At 59.7% G+C, this 23,050-nt stretch carries 16 protein-coding genes; 6 read left to right on the top strand and 10 right to left on the bottom strand.

Translation table 11 applies throughout. The annotated features are described in order from the left end of the window. Positions 1 to 2 precede the first annotated feature (2 nt). From AC0T7J_RS14760 to AC0T7J_RS14740, 5 genes are all read right to left on the bottom strand, one after another. The gene (locus AC0T7J_RS14760) at positions 3 to 3,104 is read right to left on the bottom strand and encodes a multidrug efflux RND transporter permease subunit (protein ID WP_473795133.1); all 3,102 of its coding nucleotides are present in this window, start codon (positions 3,102 to 3,104) and stop codon (positions 3 to 5) included. Continuing rightward, entirely contained in the window at positions 3,101 to 6,334 is a 3,234-nt protein-coding gene (locus AC0T7J_RS14755; RefSeq protein ID WP_473795131.1) for an efflux RND transporter permease subunit, read from the bottom strand. The genes AC0T7J_RS14760 and AC0T7J_RS14755 overlap by 4 nt, the downstream gene beginning before the upstream one ends. Then, entirely contained in the window at positions 6,331 to 7,539 is a 1,209-nt protein-coding gene (locus tag AC0T7J_RS14750) for an efflux RND transporter periplasmic adaptor subunit (protein ID WP_473795239.1), read from the bottom strand. Before AC0T7J_RS14750 ends, AC0T7J_RS14755 begins: the two co-directional genes overlap by 4 nt. Positions 7,540 to 7,958: 419 nt before the next feature. Then, positions 7,959 to 9,698 (bottom strand): penicillin-binding transpeptidase domain-containing protein, encoded by a 1,740-nt coding sequence (locus tag AC0T7J_RS14745; RefSeq protein WP_086905079.1) that lies wholly within the window; start codon positions 9,696 to 9,698, stop codon positions 7,959 to 7,961. Positions 9,699 to 9,977: 279 nt separating this feature from the next. Then, on the bottom strand, positions 9,978 to 12,251 hold the full coding sequence (locus AC0T7J_RS14740) for a molybdopterin guanine dinucleotide-containing S/N-oxide reductase (RefSeq protein WP_473795129.1): 2,274 nt from the start codon (positions 12,249 to 12,251) through the stop codon (positions 9,978 to 9,980). 190 nt (positions 12,252 to 12,441) lie between these two features. Here AC0T7J_RS14740 and galR point away from each other — a divergent pair, with 190 nt between their 5' ends. Then, positions 12,442 to 13,443 carry an HTH-type transcriptional regulator GalR gene (galR, locus tag AC0T7J_RS14735; RefSeq protein ID WP_010251726.1) on the top strand — a complete coding sequence of 334 codons (1,002 nt, stop codon included), beginning with the start codon at positions 12,442 to 12,444 and terminating at the stop codon, positions 13,441 to 13,443. Positions 13,444 to 13,476: 33 nt separating this feature from the next. Here galR and AC0T7J_RS14730 read toward each other — a convergent pair whose 3' ends face one another. Continuing rightward, positions 13,477 to 15,855, bottom strand: a complete 2,379-nt coding sequence (locus AC0T7J_RS14730) for a family 20 glycosylhydrolase (RefSeq protein WP_473795127.1) — start codon at positions 15,853 to 15,855, stop codon at positions 13,477 to 13,479. Between the two features lie 249 nt (positions 15,856 to 16,104). Between AC0T7J_RS14730 and nrdD the strand changes: the two genes are divergently transcribed. Both nrdD and nrdG read left to right on the top strand, forming a co-directional pair. Continuing rightward, positions 16,105 to 18,243, top strand: a complete 2,139-nt coding sequence (gene nrdD / locus AC0T7J_RS14725) for an anaerobic ribonucleoside-triphosphate reductase (RefSeq protein WP_473795125.1) — start codon at positions 16,105 to 16,107, stop codon at positions 18,241 to 18,243. Continuing rightward, a complete protein-coding gene (gene nrdG / locus AC0T7J_RS14720; protein ID WP_022625291.1) occupies positions 18,240 to 18,707 on the top strand; it encodes an anaerobic ribonucleoside-triphosphate reductase-activating protein in 468 nt (155 codons plus the stop codon). Before nrdD ends, nrdG begins: the two co-directional genes overlap by 4 nt. Here the strand turns inward: nrdG and AC0T7J_RS14715 are convergent. Continuing rightward, positions 18,699 to 19,334 carry an NAD(P)H-binding protein gene (locus tag AC0T7J_RS14715; protein ID WP_083070311.1) on the bottom strand — a complete coding sequence of 212 codons (636 nt, stop codon included), beginning with the start codon at positions 19,332 to 19,334 and terminating at the stop codon, positions 18,699 to 18,701. The two genes, nrdG and AC0T7J_RS14715, sit on opposite strands and share 9 nt — an antisense overlap. A 145-nt stretch (positions 19,335 to 19,479) precedes the next feature. On the opposite strand from AC0T7J_RS14715, the gene AC0T7J_RS14710 reads away from it, so the two are divergent. Then, positions 19,480 to 20,001: a type 1 glutamine amidotransferase domain-containing protein gene (locus AC0T7J_RS14710; protein WP_064704915.1), complete on the top strand. Its 522-nt coding sequence runs from the start codon at positions 19,480 to 19,482 to the stop codon at positions 19,999 to 20,001. 34 nt (positions 20,002 to 20,035) lie between these two features. Here AC0T7J_RS14710 and AC0T7J_RS14705 read toward each other — a convergent pair whose 3' ends face one another. Continuing rightward, the gene (locus AC0T7J_RS14705) at positions 20,036 to 20,464 is read right to left on the bottom strand and encodes a YhbP family protein (protein ID WP_473795122.1); all 429 of its coding nucleotides are present in this window, start codon (positions 20,462 to 20,464) and stop codon (positions 20,036 to 20,038) included. Positions 20,465 to 20,539: 75 nt separating this feature from the next. Here AC0T7J_RS14705 and AC0T7J_RS14700 point away from each other — a divergent pair, with 75 nt between their 5' ends. Continuing rightward, the gene (locus tag AC0T7J_RS14700) at positions 20,540 to 20,833 is read left to right on the top strand and encodes a GIY-YIG nuclease family protein (RefSeq protein ID WP_473795238.1); all 294 of its coding nucleotides are present in this window, start codon (positions 20,540 to 20,542) and stop codon (positions 20,831 to 20,833) included. Here the strand turns inward: AC0T7J_RS14700 and AC0T7J_RS14695 are convergent. Further along, positions 20,817 to 21,323 (bottom strand): GNAT family N-acetyltransferase, encoded by a 507-nt coding sequence (locus AC0T7J_RS14695; RefSeq protein ID WP_473795120.1) that lies wholly within the window; start codon positions 21,321 to 21,323, stop codon positions 20,817 to 20,819. The two genes, AC0T7J_RS14700 and AC0T7J_RS14695, sit on opposite strands and share 17 nt — an antisense overlap. Further along, entirely contained in the window at positions 21,317 to 21,841 is a 525-nt protein-coding gene (ubiT, locus tag AC0T7J_RS14690) for a ubiquinone anaerobic biosynthesis accessory factor UbiT (RefSeq protein WP_129062736.1), read from the bottom strand. The genes AC0T7J_RS14695 and ubiT overlap by 7 nt, the downstream gene beginning before the upstream one ends. 204 nt (positions 21,842 to 22,045) lie before the next feature. On the opposite strand from ubiT, the gene ubiU reads away from it, so the two are divergent. Then, entirely contained in the window at positions 22,046 to 23,041 is a 996-nt protein-coding gene (gene ubiU / locus AC0T7J_RS14685; protein WP_473795119.1) for a ubiquinone anaerobic biosynthesis protein UbiU, read from the top strand. Positions 23,042 to 23,050: the final 9 nt, after the last annotated feature.

Genomic DNA, 23,050 nt, shown 5'->3' with positions numbered 1-23,050 from the left:
GATCAGGATTCCGTAGGGCGCAGACGACGCCATTGACGTTGAGTGGCACGGCCCAGACGATCGAGCCAAAGATAAACAACCGGCGTGGTAAACAGCGTCAGCAGCTGGCTGAGCGCCAGTCCGCCCGCGATAGCGATGCCCAGCGGGCTGCGCAGATCGGCATCACCGCCGCTGCCCAGCGCCAGCGGCAACGCGCCGAAAAAGGCGGCCAGCGTGGTCATCATGATGGGCCGGAAGCGCATCAGGCACGCCTGGGTGATCGCCTGCTGTGGCGACATGCCCTGCCGCCGCTCCGCGTCAATGGCGAAATCGATCATCATGATGGCGTTCTTTTTCACGATGCCGATCAGCAGGATGATGCCAATCAGCGCGATCACCGTGAGTTGCGTGCCGGTCAGCAGCAGCAGTAGCAGCGCGCCGACGCCCGCTGACGGCAGGGTCGAAAGAATGGTCAGCGGATGGATGTAGCTCTCATAGAGCACGCCGAGCACGAGATAGACCGCCGCCAGCGCCGCCAGAATCAGCCATGGCATGGTCGCGGTCAGCTGAGAAAAGGCGGCGGCGGTGCCGGCAAAACCGGCATGAAGGGTCGATGGCAGGCCCAGCTTAGCCATCGCCTGTTTTATCAGTTCCTGCGCCTGTTCCAGTGACACTCCCTCGTTGAGATTAAACGCCAGGGTGCTGGTCGCGGCCTGGCCCTGATGCGCCACCGACAGCGGCGCGTTGCCGCCGCTGAAGCGGGCAAAGGCAGAGAGCGGCACGCGGTCACCGCTGTCGTTAATCACATAAAGCTGCTGCAGCGTCTCAGGATTGGCGGTGTCGCTATCCTGCAGTGACATCACTACGTGATACTGATTCAGGGTGTGATAGAGCGTGGCGATCTGCCGCTGGCTGAACGCATTGTTCAGCAGCGTATCCAGCATGTTTACGTTGACCCCAAGCCGGGTGGCGCGATCACGATCGATGGTCAGCTCCACCTCCTGGCCGCCGGTCTGTGAATCGGAGTCCACGCTGTTGAGCTCGGGGATCGCCGCCAGCGCCGCCTGTACTTTCGGCGTCCAGGTGCGCAGCAGATCGAGGTCGTCCGCCTGCAGGCTGTACTGATACGTGGCGTTGGCGCTGCGTCCGCCAATATGCAGATCCTGTGCCGCCATCAGGAACATCTGCGCCCCGGCGATGTGACTGGTTTTGCGCGTCAGCCGGTTGGCCACCTCGGTGGCGGTCGCATCGCGCTGATCAAAATCTTTAAGCCGCACAAAGAAGTTGGCGCTGTTGCGGGAGCCAAACATCCCGCTGCCCATCGACGACATCACACTCTCTACCGCCGGGTCTTCCTGAATGATCTGCGTGAACATCAGCATTTTCGGCTTCATCGCCTGGAACGAGATGTTCTGATCGGCGCGCAGCGCACCCATCAGCAGCCCGGTATCCTGATTGGGGAAGAAGCCCTTCTGCACCACGACGAAGAGAAAAACATTCAGTAGTACGGTCAGCAGCAGGCTGAGCAGCGTCAGTTTCTGATGGCGCATCACCCAGGCCAGCCCGCGCCCGTAGGCGGCCAGCAGGCGATTCAGCTGGTTTTCAATAAACTGCCAGAGCGGATGCGGCCGCAGGCTGACGGGCGGTTTCGGTTTCAGCAGCCGGGCGCAGAGCATCGGTGTCAGGCTCAGCGAGACAAACAGCGAGATCAGCAGCGACACGGTGAGCGTCACGGCGAATTCGCGGAACAGCCGCCCGACAATGCTGCCCATCAGCAGGATCGGGATGAACACCGCGATCAGCGACACGGTCATCGACAGCACGGTGAAGCTCACCTCCTGCGCTCCGCGCAGCGCCGCCCGCAACGGGCTCAGCCCACGCTCAATGTGACGGGTGATGTTCTCCAGCACCACAATCGCATCATCCACCACGAAGCCGGTGGCGATAATCAGCGCCATCAGCGACAGGTTATCCAGGCTGTATCCCAGCAGATACATCACCGCACAGGTGCCGATCAGCGACACCGGCAGTGCCAGCGCCGGAATGATCACCGCCTGCAGATTGCGCAGAAAAATAAACACCACCGCAATCACCAGCAGCACCGCGATCAGCAGTGTCTCTTCGGTGTCATACAGCGAGGCGCGCACGCCAGGCGAACGGTCAACCACTACGTTCAGCTGGGTGTCAGCGGGCAGACTCTTTTCCAGCTGCGGCAACTGCGCTTTTATCGCGTCGATGGTTTCCAGCATGTTGGCGCCCGCCTGACGTTTGATACCGATCATCACCGCCGGTGTGGCATTCAGAAACCCCGCCTGATAGCGATCTTCCACCGAGTCATAGACCGTGGCGACGTCGCGCAGCCGCACCGCCTTGCCCTGCTGATACGTAATGATGAGATCGCGATAGCTGGCGGCCTTCTCAAGCTGGCCATTGCTGTCCACCAGCCACGACTGGTCACTGCTCTGCAAAATCCCTTTGGGCAGATTGGTGGTGCTGTTGGCGACGGCGGCGCGCACCGTCTCCAGCGAGATGCCGTAATGGGTCAGCTTCAGCGGTTGCAGATCAATCCGCACCGCCGGTAAGGCGCTGCCCATCAGTGACACTTCGCCGACGCCCTGTACCTGCCCCATCGCCTGTTCGATTTTGCTCTCCGCCAGATCGTAGAGTTCGCCTGGCGTGCGGGTGGCAGAGGTCAGCGCCAGCATCACTATTGGCGCGTCTGACGGGTTGGCTTTGCGATAGGTCGGCAGCGAGGCCATTGCGCTGGGCAGCAGACTACGCGCCGCGTTGATTGCCGCCTGCACGTCGCGCGCCGCGCCATTGATATCGCGGTCCAGCTCAAACTGCAGGATGATGCTGCTGGAGCCCTGCGAGCTGCTGGAGGTCATCTCACTGATACCGGCAATCTGCCCCAGCGAACGTTCCAGCGGCGTAGCGACCGTCGCCGCCATGGTTTCCGGGCTGGCGCCTGCCAGGCTGGCGCTGACCATGATGGTGGGGAAATCGACCTGCGGCAGCGGTGCCACCGGCAGCAGCCGGTAGCCCAGCGCGCCCAGCAGCAGGATTGCCAGCGTCAGCAGCAGCGTCGCCACCGGACGAAAGATAAACAGTCGGGTCAGATTCATTGCCCGCTCCGCGCCCGCTGCTGACGGCGTTTCACCCAGGCGTTGCCGCGCTGCGCCAGCCCATCAAACAGAAGGTAGATCACCGGCGTGGAGAAGAGCGTCAGCACCTGACTGACAATCAGCCCGCCGACAATCACCAGCCCCAGCGGCTGACGCAGCTCTGCCCCGGAGCCGGAGGCCAGCATCAGCGGTAGCGCACCCAGCAGCGCCGCCATCGTCGTCATCAGAATCGGGCGGAAGCGCAGCAGGCAGGCCTGATGAATCGCATCGCGCGCGCTGAGGTGCTGATGGTGTTCCGCCTCCAGCGCAAAGTCGATCATCATGATGGCGTTCTTTTTCACGATGCCGATCAGCAGGATCACCCCAATCAGCGCAATCAGGCTGAATTCGGTGCCCGCCAGCAGCAGCGTCAGCAACGCGCCTACCGCAGCCGACGGCAGCGTAGAGAGGATGGTCACCGGATGGATAAAGCTCTCGTAGAGGATACCGAGCACCACATACATGGTGATCAGCGCCGCCAGAATCAGCCACAGCGTGTTGCCGGTGGCGCTCTGAAACGCCGAGGTTTCCCCCTGATAACGCAGCGTGGTGCTCTCCGGCAGATGCAGCTGCTGCCGCACGTCCGCGATCGCCCGCTGTCCATCCTCCAGCGAATAGCCCGGATTAAGGTTGAAGGAGATCATCACCGCCGGGAACTGATTCAGCCGCATGTGCATCAGCGAACCGGTGCGCTGGTGGATAGTGGCGATAGAAGTGAGTTTGACCATGCCGCTGCTGGTCGTGCTGGCGCTGGTGTCAGAGGCTGAGGTGGACGTTGACGTTGACGAAGACGTTGATGAAGACGAAGACGTTGACGTTGATGAAGCCGTGCTGGTGGATGACGACGCCGAACTGCTGCTGCCGGACGATTGCAGCCAGACATCATCAAACGATGCCGGACCCTGCTGGTATGCCGGAGCCACTTCCAGCACCACCCGATACTGATTCGACTGGGTGAAGATGGTCGAGACCAGCCGCTGACCAAAGGCGTTATAGAGCGCGGTGTCCACGTCCGAGGCAGTAATGCCGAAGCGCGCCGCTTTATCGCGGTTCAGCTCAACGTAAGAGACGCGCCCCTGATCCTGCAGGTTACTTACCACCCCATTAAACTCGGGCCGCTGCTGCAACGCCGCCACCAGTTTCGGCGACGCGCTGACCAGATTTTCACTGTCGGCATCATCGAGGGTGAACTGATACTGACTCGGCGAGACCTGATCGTTGACGGTGAGATCCTGCGCCGGTTGCAGATAGAGCCGGATGCCCGCCACATCGGCAGTCGCCTGTTTCAGCTGGCTGATCACCTCGCTGGCGCTGAGATCACGGGAGCCAAACGGCTTCAGGTTGATCTGCAATCGTCCGCTGTTAAGACTGGTGTTGGTGCCGTCGATGCCGATCGTCGATGAGACGCTCTCCACCGCCGGGTTTTTCAGGATCCGCGCCGACAACGCCTGCTGGCGCGTTGCCATGGCGTTAAACGAGACATCCTGCGAGGCGACGGTAATGCCCTGAATCAACCCGGTATCCTGAGTCGGGAAGAAGCCTTTCGGCACCATCATGTAGAGCAGCGCGGTCAGTCCGAAGGTCGCCAGCGCCACCAGTAGCGTCAGTTTCTGATGGTTCAGCACCACGGTCAGCAGCCGGTCATAGCCGCGCACCAGGCGGTCGAACAGTTCGCCGCCCTTGCGGGCGAATGTTGACTGCTGTTCGGGCGGAATGTGGCGCAGCAGATAAGCACACAGCATCGGTGTCAGGGTCAGCGATACCAGCATTGACACCAGAATCGCCACCGCCAGCGTAATCGCGAACTCCCGGAAGAGTCGCCCGACCACATCGCCCATAAACAGCAGCGGGATCAGCACCGCAATCAGCGAAAAGGTCAGCGAGATGATGGTGAAGCCAATCTGCTGTGAGCCTTTCAGCGCCGCCTCCATCGGTGACTCGCCCTGCTCCAGCCGTCGGGAGATGTTCTCGACCACCACGATGGCGTCATCAATGACAAAACCGGTGGCGATGGTCAGCGCCATCAGCGACAGATTATTCAGGCTGAAACCTGCCAGATACATCACGCCAAAGGTGCCGACCAGCGACAGCGGCACCGCCACGCTCGGGATCAGCGTGGCGGCCACGTTGCGCAGAAACAGGAAAGTCACCATCACCACCAGCGCAATCGACAGCATCAGCTCAAACTGGACGTCGCTGATCGAGGCGCGAATGGTCTGGGTGCGATCAGAGAGAATGGTCATCTTCACCCCGTCCGGCAGCGCCGCCTGCAGCGCGGGAAGCTGCGACTTGATGTTGTCCACCACCTGGATGACGTTCGCGCCCGGCTGGCGCTGCACGCTGATCACAATCGCGGGCTGGTTGTTGGCCCACGACGACTGGAAGCTGTTCTCCGGGCCCTGTTCGATGTGGGCGATATCTTTCAGGCGCAGCGCCGCGCCATTCTCATAGCTGAGGATCAGATTGCCGTACTCGGTTGCGGTGCGCAGCTGATCGTTGGCGTCGATGGTCACCGAATGATATTTACCGTCAAAGCCGCCTTTGGAGCCATTGACGTTGCTGTTACCAATCAGCGTATTTACCGCCTCCAGCGTCAGATGATGCGCCGCCAGCGCCCGAGGGTTCATCTGCACCCGAATCGCCGGCTGGTGGCCGCCCGCCAGCGTCACCATCCCGACGCCGGAGATCTGCGACAGCTTCAGCGCCACCCGGGTATTAACCAGATCCTGCACCGCGGTCAATGGCAGCGTGCCGGAGCTCGCCGCCAGCGTTACCACCGCGCTGTCCGCCGGATTGACCTTTTTATAGGTCGGTGGATTAGGCAGATCGTCGGGCAGCAGGTTATTCGCCGCATTGATCGCCGCCTGCACCTCCTGCTCGGCGACATCCAGCGACAGATCGAGGCTGAACTTCAGGGTAATGATCGACGAGCCGCTGGCGCTGGTGGAGCTCATCTGGCTCAGCCCCGCCATCTGCCCTAGCTGGCGCTCCAGCGGCGAGGTGACTGACGACGCCATCACATCCGGGCTGGCGCCGGGATAGAGCGTGGTGACCTGAATGGTCGGATAGTCGACCTGCGGCAGCGCCGAGGTCGGCAGGAATTTATAAGCAAAAATGCCGGCGATCAGCACGCCGACCATCAGCAGAATGGTGGCGACCGGACGCAGAATAAACAGGCGAGACGGATTCATTTCGACACATCACCGGCAGCGGGCGTCTCATCGGCCAGCGACACTTTGCTGCCGCTGGTCAGACGATCGATCCCTTCCGTCACCAGCCGATCGCCCGGCGAAACACCGCTGAGGATCGCCTGCTGATCGTCTCCGAAAGCGGGACCGGTGGTGACCGCTTTGCGCGTAACGCTGTGATCCTGATTGATCACAAAGACAAAGCTGCCGTCACTGCTCAGCTGCAACGCCTGGGCCGGGATCACCGTCGCGCCTTGCAGCACCCGGATCTGCAGTCGCAGATTCACAAACTGGTTAGCAAACAGCGACTCATCCTGGTTGGCGAACACCGCTTTCAGCGCCACGGTGCCGGTGGCGGTGTCGATCTGGTTGCTGATGAACTTCACTTCGCCACTGCCGAGCTGATGCTGGTTGTCCTGATCAAACAGCGTGGCGGGCAGGCTCTGCCCCTGATGCAGCACGCTGACCAGAGCCGGGATTTCGCTTTGTGGCACGCTAAAGGTCACGGCGGCGGGCTGCATCTGGGTAATAGTCACCAGGCCGGTGCTGCTGGCACTCTGAACCATATTGCCGGGATCGACCTGACGCAGGCCGACGCGCCCGCTGATCGGGGCGGTGATCCGGGCATATTCAATGCTGAGTCTGGCACTGGCGATCTGCGCCTGATCGGCGGCGACGGCACCGCGATACTGTCCGACGGTGGCAATCTGGCTGTCCAGATCCTGACGCGCCAGTGCATCCTGCGCCGCCAGTTTGCGGTAGCGCGCCAGCGTCAGCTCCGCACTTTTCAGCAGCGCCTGGTTTTCGCTGAGTTCGCCCTGATACTGGTTCAGCGTGGCCTGAAAGCTGCGCGGATCAATCTGCGCCAGCAGCTGCCCGGCGCTGACTTTCTGCCCCTCGGTAAAGAAAACCTGCTCCAGCTGACCGTCAACGCGGCTGGTCACCGTGACGCTGGCGTTGGGGATGACCGTGCCGAGCGCATTCAGCCACACCGGCACATCCGCCGTGCTGGCGACACCGCTGTGAACCAGCGTCGCCCCTCCGCCCATCATGCCATGCGCCCCCGGTCTGCCCGGCGGCATCCCCTCGCCCTGCCCATGGCCCGCCGACAGCAGACGCCAGATAACCCCAGCGATAATCGCCATCACCAGCAACAGGAGCAGCCATTTAAGCCCAAAGGAACGCGTGGGGCGAGAAAGGAGAGTCATCATCAAATTCTTCAGATAAGCAAAAAAGAAATCCCGGAACGTGCGGAATGCGGCAGTGAGCGGCGGCGGGCAAAAAACCGCCAGGCTTCACGGCGGCCATTATCAGTGAAAGGCGACACGCCTTTCTATTGGCAAACTGTCAGGGTTTCGTTAAGAACGATGTTGATTTAACGGCGGTTTTTGCAGCGGTGACGGCAGGTTCAGGCGAGCAGGCAAAAAAAACCCACGCATCTGCGTGGGTTGGTGTAATAACAGGGTCTCACTGCCGAAGCGGTGTTGTTTTCACACCCATCAATACCTCTGGGACTGCTATCCTCGCACTGATTGACCGCGCGGAGACAGCAGGAAAACGCAACCGAATTCGGGGAAGTGCAACGAGGTGTGAATATCCTTCATGCCTCGCTTACACTCTGATTTTTCTAAGATTTATCTGAAGGGCTGGCGGCCGGTTTGGTGTAGATGGCATCCGGTGCAATATTCATGTGTTTCAGTACCGGCCCCATGATATTGCCGAACACCGGTGCAGCAACCGAGCCACCGAAGTGATCGCCCGCTGTCGGATGGTTGATCATCACCACCAGCGCCACTTCAGGATGGCTGGCGGGAGCGAGACCGGCGGTGTAGTTGACGTAGCCGCCATCATACTTGCCGCTGGTGCCCATTTTTTCCGCCGTACCGGTTTTGGTTGCCAGACGGTAGCCCGGCACCGCGGCTTTCAGGCCGGTTCCGCCCGGCAGGACGTCACTCTCCAGCATGTGCACCACCTCTTTCACCGTTTCCGGGTTGGCGACCTGGCGTCCCATCACCGGTGGCGTAACGCGGGTGATCGACAGCGGACGGTAAATGCCATAGGAGCCGAGCGTGGCGTATTCGCGGGCAATCTGCAGCGGCGTCACACGCAGACCATAGCCAAAGGAGAAGGTGGCCCGCTCGATATCTGCCCAGCGGGTGCGGTGCAACGGAAAGTAGCCGACGCTTTCGCCGGTCAGCCCTAAGCCGGTTGGTTTGCCAAGGCCGAACGCATGATAGGTGTTGACCAGCGCTTCGGCGGGCATCGCCAGTGCGAGGTGTGACACGCCGATGTCGCTCGATTTTTGCAGAATGCCGGTCATGGTCAGGCGCGGCCAGTGGCCGACGTCGCGGATCAGGTGGCCGTTAACGCTGTAAGGCGTGGTGTCGATCACCGAATCCGGGCGCACCAGGTGGCGCTCCAGCGCTTCCATCACCACTAACGGTTTGACGGTCGATCCCGGTTCGTAGCTGTCATTGATGGCAGAGTTACGCATCTGCGCGGGCGTTGCCCCTTCATAGTTGTTGGGGTTGAACGACGGATAGGAGGCCATCGCCAGAATCTCGCCAGTGTCGATTTTCACCAGCACAGCCGCACCCGAGTCCGCCTTGTTGATCAGTACGCCGTCGCGCAGTTTGCTGTAGAGCGTGTACTGGTCATATTTGTCGATGCTGAGCTGTACTGTCGGCGGCTGGGTCGGCGGCTGATAGTTGATCATCGCGATGATATTGCCCGCGGCATCCTGCCGATAGACCTCTTTGCCCGGCTCGCCCTGCAATACTTTATCAAAGCCCTTTTCCAGTCCGTTCAGGCCGACATTATCCGCCCCGACGATGCCGATCAGCGGCGCTGAGGCTTCGCTCATCGGATAGAAACGGCTGTCATCATAGACTTCGCTGATGCCTTTCAGCTTCAGCTCTTTTATATCCTTGGCGATGCCCAGCTCGACTTTACGCCCCAGATAGAGGAAGCGACGTTTCGGGTTGGCGGTGATCTGCGCCGCCAGCTCTTCGGGACGGGTGTTGAGCGCCGCCGCCAGATAGGCCCATTTGGCACTGGTAAAATCGGGGTTGCTCTCCAGCACGCGCTGCGGATCGGCAATCACGTCGCGCGATGGGACGCTGAGCGCCAGCGCTTCACCGTTACGATCCAGCAGCGTGCCGCGACTGGTCGGCAGCGTCACGGTACGCAGCGATCGCTGATCCGCTTCGTGCTCCAGCATCGGCTGATTCAGGAACTGCAGGTCCGCAACGCGCGCCAGCAGCACCACCAGACAGGTCGTGACACCCAGGCAGATCAGTCGAAAACGAAAAGGGTTAAACGGCGCTTTTATCTGGTCTTTTCCCAGTAGTTTTTTAATCCGGGGCATGGCATTCCGCTGCGCAAAATAAAGAGAAAGGGGCTGTTGCCAGCAGTTATAAAGAAAGCGCTGGCCGTATAACAGGAAAACTGTGTATCAGTTCGTTATCGGCAGCCGATTTCAGGCAAAAAAAAACCTGCGCATCTGCGCAGGTTGGTGTAATCAAGAAAATCTATTGATGTTCACCCATCAATACCTCTGGGACCCTGAATGTAGCAAGAGGGATCGATCGGCTGCCATCTCTCAAACGCAACAGTTACCGGCAAAATGTAACCAGCCATGAGATCCTTACGCTATTGTGCAATCCTGATGTTTTTTGATTTCCACCAGGCAGCTCATGGCGTTTGGCCCCTGCGTCAGCGACGAGGTGCCGATGTCGAGCGTCAGCACGTTGGGGTTACCCGCGCGATCGTGCGGCTGCCACGCCTTGCCAAAGCCGGGATCAAACCAGGCGCCGGTGGCGATAATCACTACGCCCTGCGTCACGCCATCGGTGATCCGCACGCCCGCCAGCATCACGCCGCGTGCGTTGCTCACCTCTATCTCGTCGCCCTCCACCAGCCCGCGCGCGGCCGCATCCTGCGGATGCATGTAGAGCGTTTCGTGTCCGGCGGTTTTATTGCCCTGCACCGTTTCTGTCGCATCCAGCTGACTGTGTAACCGGTCGGAAGGCTGAATCGAGATCATGTGCAGCGGATAGTCGCGGCTGACCGGCGAACCGAGCCACTCCTGGGGTTCGCGCCATTCCGGATGGCCGGCGAAATCGTCCAGCTGGTAGTCCGCAATGGTCTGGCTGAAGAGCTCGATTTTGCCGCTGGCGGTTTTAATCGGATTGGCCTGCGGATCGGCACGGAAATCCTCCATAAACTGATAGGGTTTGCCCCCTTCGGGGATCTCCACAAAGCCGCGCTGCCAGAACTCCTCAAACGCCGGGAAATCGATGCCTTTACGCTGATGCGCCGTCGCACACTGCTGATAAAGATGGGCGATCCACTGCATCTCGTTGCGCCCTTCGGTGAAGGTATCGCGGTAGCCGAGGCGCTCCGCCAGGTCAGCAAAAATATCGAAGTCGTTGCGCGCCTGATGCTGCGGTTTAATCGCCTGATGCATCGCCAGCACAAAGCGGTCACGGGAGGAGCCGCCGATGTCATTGCGCTCCAGCGTAGTGGTCGCGGGCAGCACGATGTCTGCCATCTGCGCGGCGGGCGTCCAGACGATATCCTGCACCACGACCGTATCGGGCCGCTGCCAGCCCTCCACCAGCCGGTTCAGTTGCTGGTGATGGTGGAAAGGATTGCCGCCCGCCCAGTGCACCATGTGAATGTCGGGATAGTGCAACGTTTCGCCCTGAAAGCGGTAAGGCTGGCCGGGATTGAGAAGCATATCGCTGATCCGCGCCACCGGAATCGACAGCCCGGAAGGATTGGGGCCGGTGCTCATCATCGGAGCCGGACCTTCCTGGCGCGGGTTGCCGACGCTGTTCATCGAACCGTGACCAAAAGAGAAACCTGCGCCCGGCAGGCCTGGCTGGCCGAGCATAGACGACAGCGCAATCATCATCCAGTAAGGCTGCTCGCCGCGATGGGCGCGCTGAACGGAATAGGAGCAGGTAATAAAGCTGCGCTTGCCGGTGAGCTGCTGCGCCAGCTGCACAATACGATGGGCCGGAATGCCAGTGATACGGCTGGCCCAGCCAGCGGTTTTCGCCACGCCGTCGGTTTCGCCCAGCAGATAAGCCCGCAGCTGCGGCCAGCCGGTGCAGTGGCTGGCGAGAAACGCTTCGTCAACCGCGCCGTGCTGGGTGATCTCATGACCCAGCGCCAGCATCAGCGCCACGTCGGTGTTGGGGCGAATCGGAATCCACTCGGCGTTAACAAATTCCGGGCAGTCATCACGCATCGGGCTGATGTTGATCACCGGCGTGCCTTTGGCCGCCAGCTGCATCAGCGCCGGTTTCAGGCTGTGCTGCCCTGCGCCCCCCGAGGCGACCTGGGCGTTTTTCAGCGCCAGCCCACCAAAGGCGACAAAAATTTCGGCATGTTCCACCACCTGCGGCCATTCGGTGACGCGCCCGGTCAGCGGCATGTAGGTGCCAATCACATAGGGCAGGAAGAACTGCGCGGCGCCCCAGCTGTAGTTACCCTGCTGATCAACGCCGCCGCCGCCCTGAAAGTAGAAGCGACGAATCAGGGTACGGGCATGGTTAACGCGACCGGCCGATGACCAGCCGTAGGAGCCGTTGAAAATGCCCGATGCACCATAGCGCTCGCGAATGCGGCGGTTCTCTTCCGCCACCAGATCCAGCGCGGTTTCCCAGTCGACGGCAACAAAATCTTCCCGGCCACGCAGCGTACGGTCGCTCTTCTCACGCGACTTCAGCCACGAGCGGCGCACCATCGGCTGATGAATGCGTTTGTCGGAATAGACCAGTTCAGGAATGGTGTGGATCATCGGTGACGGATCGGCATCGGCGAAGAAAGGTTCGCAGCCAATCAGGCGATCGTTTTCAGTGACGGCGGTAAAGGCGCCCCAGTGCGCCAGATGTGGCACTTTGGTTTTCATCGTTGTTTTTCACGGTAGCCAGGTGGGAGATTGAGCATAGCATGGTGCGACGCCTCAGCAGAAGACGTGCCTGCGGGTCCGATTTTACCCCTTTTTGCGACGACGCTGGCATTCTCCCGGGTTGATGTGTCCGCCCTTTTCCGTAACACTGATGCGATGTGTAAACGTTTTCCCCAAAGCAGGTCAACGCATGGCTACCATAAAGGATGTTGCGCGACTGGCGGGTGTTTCTGTCGCCACAGTCTCGCGTGTAATCAATAATTCTCCCAAAGCCAGCGACAGCTCCCGACAGGCCGTAGGTCAGGCGATGGAGCAGCTTCAGTACCACCCGAATGCCAACGCACGCGCGCTGGCGCAACAATCGACCGAAACGCTCGGCCTGATTGTTGGTGACGTCTCCGATCCCTTTTTTGGCGCAATGGTTAAGGCCGTGGATGAGGTGGCAGGTGACACCGGTAACTTTTTACTGATTGGTAACGGTTACCATAATGAGCAAAAAGAGCGGCAGGCGATTGAACAACTGATGCGTCACCGCTGTGCGGCGCTGGTGGTTCACGCCAAGAAAATCCCCGATGCAGAGCTGGAAGTGCTGATGAAGCAGGTGCCTGGCATGGTGCTGCTGAACCGGCTGATAAAAGGCTTTGAAAAGCGCTGTATCGCGCTCGACGATCGCTACGGCGCCTGGCTGGCAACCCGTCATCTGATCCAGCTTGGCCACCAGAATATCGCCTTTATCTGCTCGACCCACACCATCTCCGATGCAGAAGATCGCCTGCAGGGCTACTACGATGCGCTGAAAGAACACGGCCTGCCGTGCAGCGATCGGCTGGTCACCTGGGGCGAACCGGATGAAGTGGGCGGTGAGCAGGCGATGACAGAACTGCTGGGTCGCGGCAAGAATTTTACCGCCGTCGCCTGCTACAACGACTCAATGGCCGCCGGTGCGCTGGCGGTGCTGAGCGATAACGGCGTTCGGGTGCCGGAAGAGATGTCGCTGATCGGCTTCGATGATGTGCTGGTTTCGCGCTATGTGCGACCGCGCCTCACCACCATCCGCTATCCGATTGTGACTATGGCGCAGCAGGCGGCCCAGCTGGCACTGGCGCTGGCCAATAATCAGCCGCTGCCGGAAGTGACCCACATGTTCAGCCCGACCCTGGTGCGCCGCCACTCGGTCAGCGGCCCGGCCTGAGGACGCTATGGCCGGTTAAGCCGGCCGCAGCGTTTACTGAAAGGCGCGCAGCAGCGTCTCCAGCGGCCTGACCAGCGCAATCACCGTTTCATCCTGTACCTCTGCGGCGGCATCCAGCGTCGCACGCATCTCCGCCACTTCACTGGCACCAAACGCCTGATTGCGCACGTAAGCATTAACCAGCGCGAGGCCCATGGTGCTCAGCGCCTCAATCTGCTGCACGCTCTGTGCCAGCGGCTTCAGCGTTGCACTGGCGTTAATGATCGGCAGCACCGCGCTGGTGTTAGCCTGCCAGCGCTGCAGCGGCGCGCGAACCGCAGAGGCGGCAGCCGGATTACTACGATTGGCGATTAACACGGCGACCTGCTGCTCCAGCTGACGTACCGCCTCACTCTCAGCGGGCAGTACATCTGCCAGCCGGTTCAGGGGTTCATGGTAGTCGTAATGGCCCGCCTGAAACTTGAGATGCTGACGCGTGTAGTATTGCGCCGGTTCCAGCACTTCGGCCAGAACCCGCAGTGGGGCAATGTCATGCCCACTGGCCAGCCGCATCAACTGCTGCTCCGTCTGTGCGTGTTGCAGCGTTCCGACCGACACGCTGCTCCAGCGATCCATCGCCGCCAGCCGCGAATACATCGAGTCGGTATTGGTCACATCCTGTGCCGACCATAACCGCTCGGCCACCACGAAGGCGCGCGGCCACAGTTTGGTATCAATAATCTGGCTGTTGATGTTTTCCGCCCACAGCGCCGCCTCGCCACCCAGCAGATTTTGCTGCACCTGCTCAGGTGTGGGCAGCGCGGGTGCGATGCCCGCAGGCGGCTGCGCCAGCCGTTGACCGCTGGTGGGATAACGCACGTTGCCTACCTCTGCATAACCTTTAAGAGCGTTCTGTTGCAGCGTGACCACCGGCTGGAACGGCCCCATCCAGCTATCCACGCTAAACCGCACCTGCTGCGTCGAGAGCCAGTTAATCTGACTGACCATCCGGCGGGCTTTGCCATCGAAGTCGATAAAACCGCGCCAGCCTGCTTCTCCCTGTATCAGCGTAAAGCTGCCCTTCACCGGGCTGCCTTTCAGACGCGGCATGGTGAATGACCAGCTCTGCGCCTGGTCGCCTGGCCGCAGACGATCCTGGCCGTTGAGGCCCTGTGGCGTGACCTCATTGCGGTAGTGATAGCTGGCAGGCTGAGGCTGATCGAGGTAGAAACCGGTGGAGAGGATGCCGCGGTAGTTCTCTTTTGCCAGCACGCTCAGCGCATCCTGGCCCTGCCACGACTGGATCAGAATGCTGCGCGGCAAGTCGGGATGAGCAATCTCATCCCAGCCCACCATCTGACGGTGATGGGCTTCCAGGATCTTCTCTACCCGCTGATTGAAATACGCCTGAAGCGCATGGGCATTTTTCAGATCGTGGTCGCGCATAAACTGCCGGATAGTGGGCGAGTCGTTCCACTGTGTCGGATCCACCTCATCGCCGCCAATGTGCAACCAGGGATCGGGGAAGATCGCCGCCATCTCACCCACCAGCGTGTCGATCACCTGATAAACCTGTTCGTTGCTGGGATCGAGTAAGGGTTTAAAGACACCCCAGCCACGCTCCATCTGATAAAGACCCGGCGCGCTAATCAGCTCTGGCATCGCCACCGCCAGCGCGGAAGCATGTCCCGGCATATCCAACTCGGGCACCACACGCACCCCGCGATCGGTGGCATATTTCACGATCTCACGCATCTGCTGCTGGCTGTAATAGTTGCCATCGCTGGCTTTCTGCTGCAACTGGGGATAGTGGCTGGAGGCGAAGCGCCAGCCCTGATCGTCGGTAAGATGCCAGTGAAAGACATTCATTCGCGCGGCGGCGATGCCGTCGATCTGACGTTTAAGCGTCTCCACCGGCATGAAGTGACGCGCCGTGTCGATCAGCACGCCGCGCCACGGAAAGCGCGGATGATCGTGGATGGTGACGTAAGGAATGGTTGTGCCCTGTGCGCCGTTTTGTATCAGCTGCAGCAGGGTTTCCATGCCGCGCATCGCGCCAAAACGGCTGGGCGCGGTTAACAGGACGCCGTCGCCATCAACCTGCAACTGATAGCTCTCATCGCTATCAGGCAGCGGCTGCGGATCCACCGTCTTCGCAATGACGATGCGGATAGTCGGTGCTGCCACCGGCTGGGTGGCGGGCAACAACGGCCAGCCGGTCTGATTGCTGATGCGCTCCAGCCAGCGTGCTTCGGCACCCGCCAGATGGTCACCTGAGATGTGCAGCGTCAGCTGCGGCGTCAGGGTAAGCGTGCCGCCGCTGGCGGGCTGCACCACCTGTTGCGGCCAGGGCATCAGCGGCAGCGGACTGGCCAGGGCGATCGGGCAGAGGGCCGGGAGCAGGAGCAGGAGCAGAGAACGGGGTAACCACATTGGCGGGCATCCTTGTAACGTCAACGTTTTGACAGGGCAGAACGTTGATTAAAGTTGCTGCTCGCCAATCCGCCAGTGAATCCTGCAGGAAACCTGAACCAGCACCCGATTTTTTACATCAGCCGAAGTTTTCCAGCGGGTTGCGGCTTCCTTGTTTCAGGTCAAATCTGATCGCAATAATTCTCAGCAATCACTACATGTAGCGAATAGAATCCTTTCGACCCCTATATGTAGTTTATGGAGAGAGCAATGGCGACGGTGGTAATCAAGCGTGATGGATGCCGGACAGGCTTTGATGCGCAGCGTATTGAACAGGCCGTGGCGGCGGCGGCACGGGCAGCTGAAGTAGAAGACGCGGCCTGGTGCGCGCAGGTCGCTGAGCGCGTGGCATTGCGGCTGGCCGATCGTCCGGAAGTGGATATCCGTGAAATTCAGTGTGCAGTAGAAGAGACGCTGATGGCGGGCCCTTACCCTCAACTGGCCCGCGCCTACATTGAATACCGCCACGATCGCGATGTCGCCCGCGATCGTCAGAGCCAGTTACATCACGCCATCCGCGGGCTGGTCGATCAGACCAATGCGGCGCTGCTGAACGAGAATGCCAACAAAGACAGCAAAGTGATCCCGACGCAGCGCGATCTGCTGGCCGGGATCGTGGCAAAACACTACGCACAGCAGCAGATCCTGCCGCGCGATGTGGTGCTGGCGCACGAGCGCGGCGAGATCCACTATCACGATCTCGACTACTCCCCTTTCTTCCCGATGTTCAACTGCATGCTGATCGATCTGAAAGGCATGCTGACCAACGGTTTCAAAATGGGCAATGCTGAGATCGAGCCGCCTAAATCGATCGCCACCGCCACCGCCGTGACGGCGCAGATCATCGCGCAGGTCGCCAGCCATATTTACGGTGGCACCACCATTAATCGCATTGATGAAGTGCTGGCCCCGTTTGTTGAGCAGAGCTATGCCCGGCATCTGGCGATTGCTGAGCAGTGGCAGATCCCGCAGGCAGAGCAGTATGCGCGCCAGCGTACGGAGAAAGAGTGCTACGACGCCTTTCAGTCGCTGGAGTATGAGGTGAATACCCTGCACACCGCCAATGGTCAGACGCCGTTTGTCACCTTTGGTTTTGGTCTGGGGACGGACTGGGCGGCCCGGCTGATTCAGCAGTCGATTCTGCGTAACCGGCTGGCCGGACTGGGTAAAAATCGCAAGACGGCGGTGTTCCCTAAACTGGTGTTCAGCATTCGCGAAGGCGTCAACCGCCGGGCGGGCGACGTGAATTACGACATCAAGCAACTGGCGCTGGAGTGCGCCAGCAAGCGGATGTATCCCGACATCCTCAATTACGATCAGGTGGTTAAAGTCACCGGCTCGTTTAAAACCCCAATGGGTTGCCGCAGCTTCCTGGGCGTTTATGAAGAGAACGGCGAGCAGATTCACGAGGGCCGCAACAACATCGGGGTAATCAGCCTCAACCTGCCGCGCATCGCACTGGAAGCGGGCGGTGATGAAGCACGCTTCTGGACGCTGCTCGATGCGCGACTGCAGCTGGCTAAGCGGGCGCTGATGACGCGGGTGGCGCGGCTTGAGAAGACCAAAGCGCGCGTAGCGCCCATCCTCTATATGGAAGGCGCCTGTGGCGTTCGGCTGAATGCGGATGATGAAGTCGGTCCTATTTTCCGTAATGGCCGCGCGTCGCTGTCGCTGGGCTATATCGGCCTGCATGAAACCCTGAATGCGCTCAGCGGCGGTCATCAGCATCCTTACGATGACGCGGCCCTGCGCGCCAAAGGCGTGGAGATCATTGCTTACATGCGCGATGCCACCGAGCGCTGGAAAGCTGAAACAGGCTATGGGTTCAGCCTTTACAGTACGCCAAGCGAGAATCTGTGCGACCGCTTCTGCCGTCTTGATGCGGCGCAGTTTGGTCTGGTGCCCGGCGTTACCGACAAGGGCTACTACACCAACAGCTTCCATCTTGATGTTGAGAAGAAAGTTAATCCTTACGACAAAATCGACTTTGAAGCGCCCTATCCGCCGCTGGCGAATGGCGGATTCATCTGTTACGGCGAATACCCGAATGTGCAGCACAACCTCAAGGCGCTGGAGGATGTCTGGGATTACAGCTACGACCGCGTGCCCTATTACGGCACCAATACCCCGATTGATGAGTGTTACGAGTGCGGCTTCAACGGCGAGTTTACCTGTACCAGTCGCGGCTTCACCTGTCCGAATTGCGGCAACCACGATCCGGCACGCGTCTCCGTTACCCGGCGGGTCTGCGGCTATCTGGGCAGCCCGGATGCGCGGCCCTTTAATGCCGGCAAACAGCAGGAAGTGCAGCGTCGGGTGAAGCATCTGTCTGAAGGGCCACTGGGATGATGCATATCCATCGCTACTATGATGTGGATATCGTTAATGGCCCCGGCACCCGCTGCACGCTGTTTGTCGCCGGCTGCGAACATCAGTGTCGCGGCTGCTACAACCAGAGCACCTGGCGGCTTGATTCCGGCGTGCCCTTTACGCTTGCGATGGAGGAGCAACTGCTGGCGGATTTGCAGGACACCCGCATTCCGCGCCAGGGATTGTCGCTGAGCGGCGGCGATCCGCTGCATCCGCATAACGTGCCGCACATTCGCCGTCTGGTGAAACGGGTGCGACAGACGTGTCCCGGTAAAGATATCTGGCTCTGGACCGGTTACCGGATGCAGGAGCTGAATGCGGCGCAGCGCGCGGTGCTGGTCTATCTCGACGTGCTGATCGATGGCCGTTTTGTCGAAGAAGAGAAGGATGCCACGCTGCAATGGCGCGGCAGCCGTAATCAGATTATCTGGCAGTTACGCTGAGTGGCGCGGGATTTCGCCGGACTCAATGATATTGACGCTCTCACCCCCCGGCGTAAAAGCCTGCTGGTGCAGACAGCGTGCCACGTCGTGCGCGCTGACCGCCCGCCAGTTGCCCGGCAGCAGCGAAAACAGCGGTCCCGCCAGGCTTTCACCCCGGCGCTTCTGCGCGCGATCCCCAAGCAGCAATGAAGGCCGCACCAGCGTCAGGCGCGGCCAGCCCTGATGGCGCAGCGCATTCTCCATTTCGCCTTTGACGCGATTGTACAAAAACGGTGAGTGACGACTGGCCCCGTGCGCGCTGACCACCAGCATCTGCTTCGCCCCCAGACGTAATCCGCTTAACCCGCTGTCCACCACCAGGGTGTAATCAACGTGGATAAAAGCCTGTTTACTGCCCGCCTGCTTACGCGTGGTGCCCAGGCAGCAGAATACCGTGTCCAACGAACTTTGCAGCGGTCCGAGTACATCGGTGAGATCGGCCTCAACCGGGTTCACCACCTTGTTCATCGCGGGCAGTGGCCGACGGGTTGGCGCGATGATCTCATCGACGCGTGGATCCTCAATCAGTAAGCGCAGCAGATGCGACCCGACTAAGCCGGTGGCACCGGTCAGTAATACGCGATTCATCTCAGATTCATCCTTATTTCACTGCTGACTGGTTAAAAGATAGCTGATCTTAACGGGCTGGCTTGCGTTCTCACTCTCAGCGACCAGGCTTATAGCGTTATCCGGAAAGCGCGTCTCGCGCTCCACACGCTGAAGGAGGAAAAAAATGAGCAAGAAAGTGGCGGTTTTAATTACCGATGAATTTGAAGACTCAGAATTTACCTCACCCGCTGAGATTTATAAACGCGCTGGTTTTGAGGTGGTTACCATTGAGAAACAAGCCGGTAATGTCGTTAAAGGCAAGAAAGGCGAAGCGGAAGTGACCATCGATCGCAGCATTGATGACGTCAGCCCGGCGGAATTTGACGCCCTGCTGCTGCCAGGCGGTCACTCACCCGATGCCCTGCGCGGCGACGATCGTTTTGTCGCGTTTACCAAAGAGTTTGTCGCCAGCGGCAAGCCAATCTTTGCCATCTGCCACGGGCCACAGCTGCTGATTAGCGCTAACGGCGTGCGCGGTCGCAAGATGACTACCGTTAAGGCCGTCGCCATTGACCTGATCAATGCCGGTGCCGACTTCCATGATAAGGAAGTGGTAGTAGACGACGATAAGCTGGTCACCAGCCGCACCCCGGCCGATTTACCGGCCTTTAATCGTGAATCCCTGCGGATCCTCGAAGCGCTGTAAGCCGCGACGCCCTTTTCTGCTGAAAAGGGCGTTTCTATTTCTCCCGCTGCCAGGCAATTTTCTTGCCGAATCCCAGCGCATTATCCGTCATCTTCACTTCATCCAGCACAATCTCCCACAGCGGTGCCGACACTTTGCGTGAGACCGGAAAACGTTTCTGATAAGCGGCTCTGGCGATCTGCTCTGTTGACTCTTCCAGCCGTCTGACCCGGCCACGATATTGCACGCCTTTAATCAGCAGCACGCTTCTGGGCTGGCCATTGACGGTGCCCGCAACCTGCGGATTTTGCAGCATTAACTCACCGTGGCGGGTATCGGGTTCCGTCATGATCCAGAAGGCCATGCGCGTCTCATCAAAGACGTAGTAGCAGTTAGCGCACCACAGTTGATCGTCGGCGGTACAGCAGAGTGAAAGCACATGCTGCTTTCTCAGATAGCGAACCAGATGGGCGTGATCGGACAAGATAAACTCCTGGCGGTGCACCGGAGAGTGAAGCGCGCTACACTGCCCGGCACCTTTTTTTGGGAAATGATTGCGATGAGTCAGCAGTGGCAACTCTACATCGTCCGTACGGCGAAAGGGAGCCTGTACACCGGTATCACCACGGATGTGGTGCGCCGGGTCGCTCAGCACCAGAGCGGACGCGGCGCCCGCGCGCTGCGCGGCAAAGGTCCGCTGGACCTGGTGTTTCACTGTGACGCGGGCGATCGGGCCAGCGCCTCCAGACTGGAGTATCAGATTAAGCAACTGACCCGCCAGCAGAAATTACTGCTGGTGGCGGGCCAGCCCGGCTGTCTGGAGAGCTGGCTGGCGATTACGGCTGGCGATTAAAGGGTTCGGCGTAGTCGATCTGCCCTTCCGCGCCGTCATACGCGTTATCCGCCAGACGGTAGACCTGGAACGTTGCCTCTGTGCCCGGCCAGCGGCTGCGCAGGCCGTATCGTGCCGCCGGTTCAAAACCAAAACGGTTGAACAGCGCCGGATCGCCCAGCACCACCACCGCGCTGTAGCCAAATTCATTGAGCGTATCCAGCCCCTCGTAGATCAGCTTGCTGGCAATACCCTGACCGCGCAGCGTCTCATCAACGGCCAGCGGCGCCAGGCCAACCCAGCCGCGATCTTCACCCTGAACGCTGACCGGACTGAATGCGGCATAACCCAGCACCTGTCCCTCGTCATCCGTTGCGACCACGCCCAGGGTTAGCAGGCCATCTTCACGCAGCGCCTGAGTCAGTTCCGCCTCTGCTGAGGTACTGAAGCAGCGTCTGAGCAGCGCGTCAATGCCTGCGGCATCCACGCCAATTTCACTACGAATCAACATGTGGCACCTGCGCGCGCCTGTGCGGCCTTCGCGTCCTGTTTCATGCCGGCGTCGACAAATGCTGCCATCTGCTCAATTGCCGTGCGTAACGCGGTGGGCATAGCCTCGGGTTCAATAGCATCCATTACGTTCTTCACCTCAAGTCCCAGTTCAGTGTCACCTTCAATCACCAGCCGGCGTTGAAAGAACAGCATGTCGGGATCTGCTTTACGTGCTGCCACCAGCAACAGATCATTGGCATTGCCCCGAAACCAGACATCCGCTTCGGACTGTTGCAATACCGCCAGTCGGCCGTCCTGCAGCGTGGTTATCCATTGCAGATTGAGATCGGCAATTTCAATACCCAGCAGGCGACCATCCAGAAAGTCTAACTCACCTTCAGCCAAAGCATGGCGAAATTGCCAGTTTAAGAGTTGTTGCAGAAGCAACTTTTTGACCGGGAATGGGGTGAATGCAGCGGGTAACCCTAAGATTTTAGGACCGTTTTTCACACAATGGGCATGTATCCGCTCTAACACTTTCGTCACTCCCTTCAGAAAATTTTACGTATATTGCCATATCCTTTTCTGCGCGCCTCCTCTGAGATCAATAAAAACCGCTGCCATAAAGGGAAAAAAAGCGCCGCAGGGTGGATGAATTTGAATTTCACTGCCCCAAATCAACACGCTGTCCGGACCAGATGCCTAGACTCGACGCCCATCTGCATGTTGAGAGGACTATCTATGGAACTGCTCTGCCCGGCAGGAAACTTACCCGCAGTGCGCACCGCTGTAGAGAATGGCGCTGATGCGGTGTATGTGGGGCTGAAAGATGACACCAATGCCCGTCATTTTGCGGGTCTGAATTTCACCGATAAAAAACTGGCTGAAGCCGCGCGCTATCTTCATCAGCATCGTCGCAAACTGCATGTCGCGATCAATACCTTTGCCCATCCGGATGGCATGGGTCGCTGGCAGCGGGCGATTGATGTGGCGGCGCAAAACGGAGCTGACGCGCTGATCCTGGCGGATATCGCCACGCTGGAGTATGCCGCGACGCGCTATCCCCAGGTTGAACGTCATCTTTCTGTACAGGCTTCGGCAACCAATCTGGAGGCGATTCGCTTTTATCATCGCCACTTCAATCTGCAGCGTGTGGTGCTGCCGCGCGTGCTGTCGATTCATCAGGTTAAACAACTGGCGCGCAGCACGCCGGTGCCGCTGGAGGTGTTTGCCTTTGGCAGCCTGTGCATCATGGCGGAAGGCCGCTGCTATCTCTCTTCCTGGCTGACCGGTGAATCGCCTAACAGCGCAGGTGCCTGTTCTCCGGCGAAGTTTGTGCGCTGGCAGCAGACGCCGCAGGGCATGGAATCACGTCTTAATGAAGTGTTAATCGATCGCTACACCCCGGACGAAAGCGCGGGTTATCCGACACTTTGCAAAGGACGCTATGTGGTTAACAGCAAGCGTTATCATGTGCTGGAAGAGCCCACCAGTCTGAACACGCTGGCGCTGCTGCCGGAACTGCTGCGGGCAGGCATCGCCTCGGTGAAAATCGAAGGCCGTCAGCGCAGCCCTGCCTATGTCGCTGACGTGGCGCGCGTCTGGCGTCAGGCCATTGATCGCTGCAAGGCGCAGCCGGAACAGTTTGACATCGCACCACAGTGGATGCAGACGCTGGGCGATCTCTCAGAAGGTTCGCAAACCACGCTGGGTGCTTATCACCGTGAATGGCAATAAGGAGTCATG

It is taken from the genome of Pantoea sp. E956-1 (genome assembly GCF_982223955.1).
This window is presented reverse-complemented; position numbering and strand designations above follow the sequence as displayed.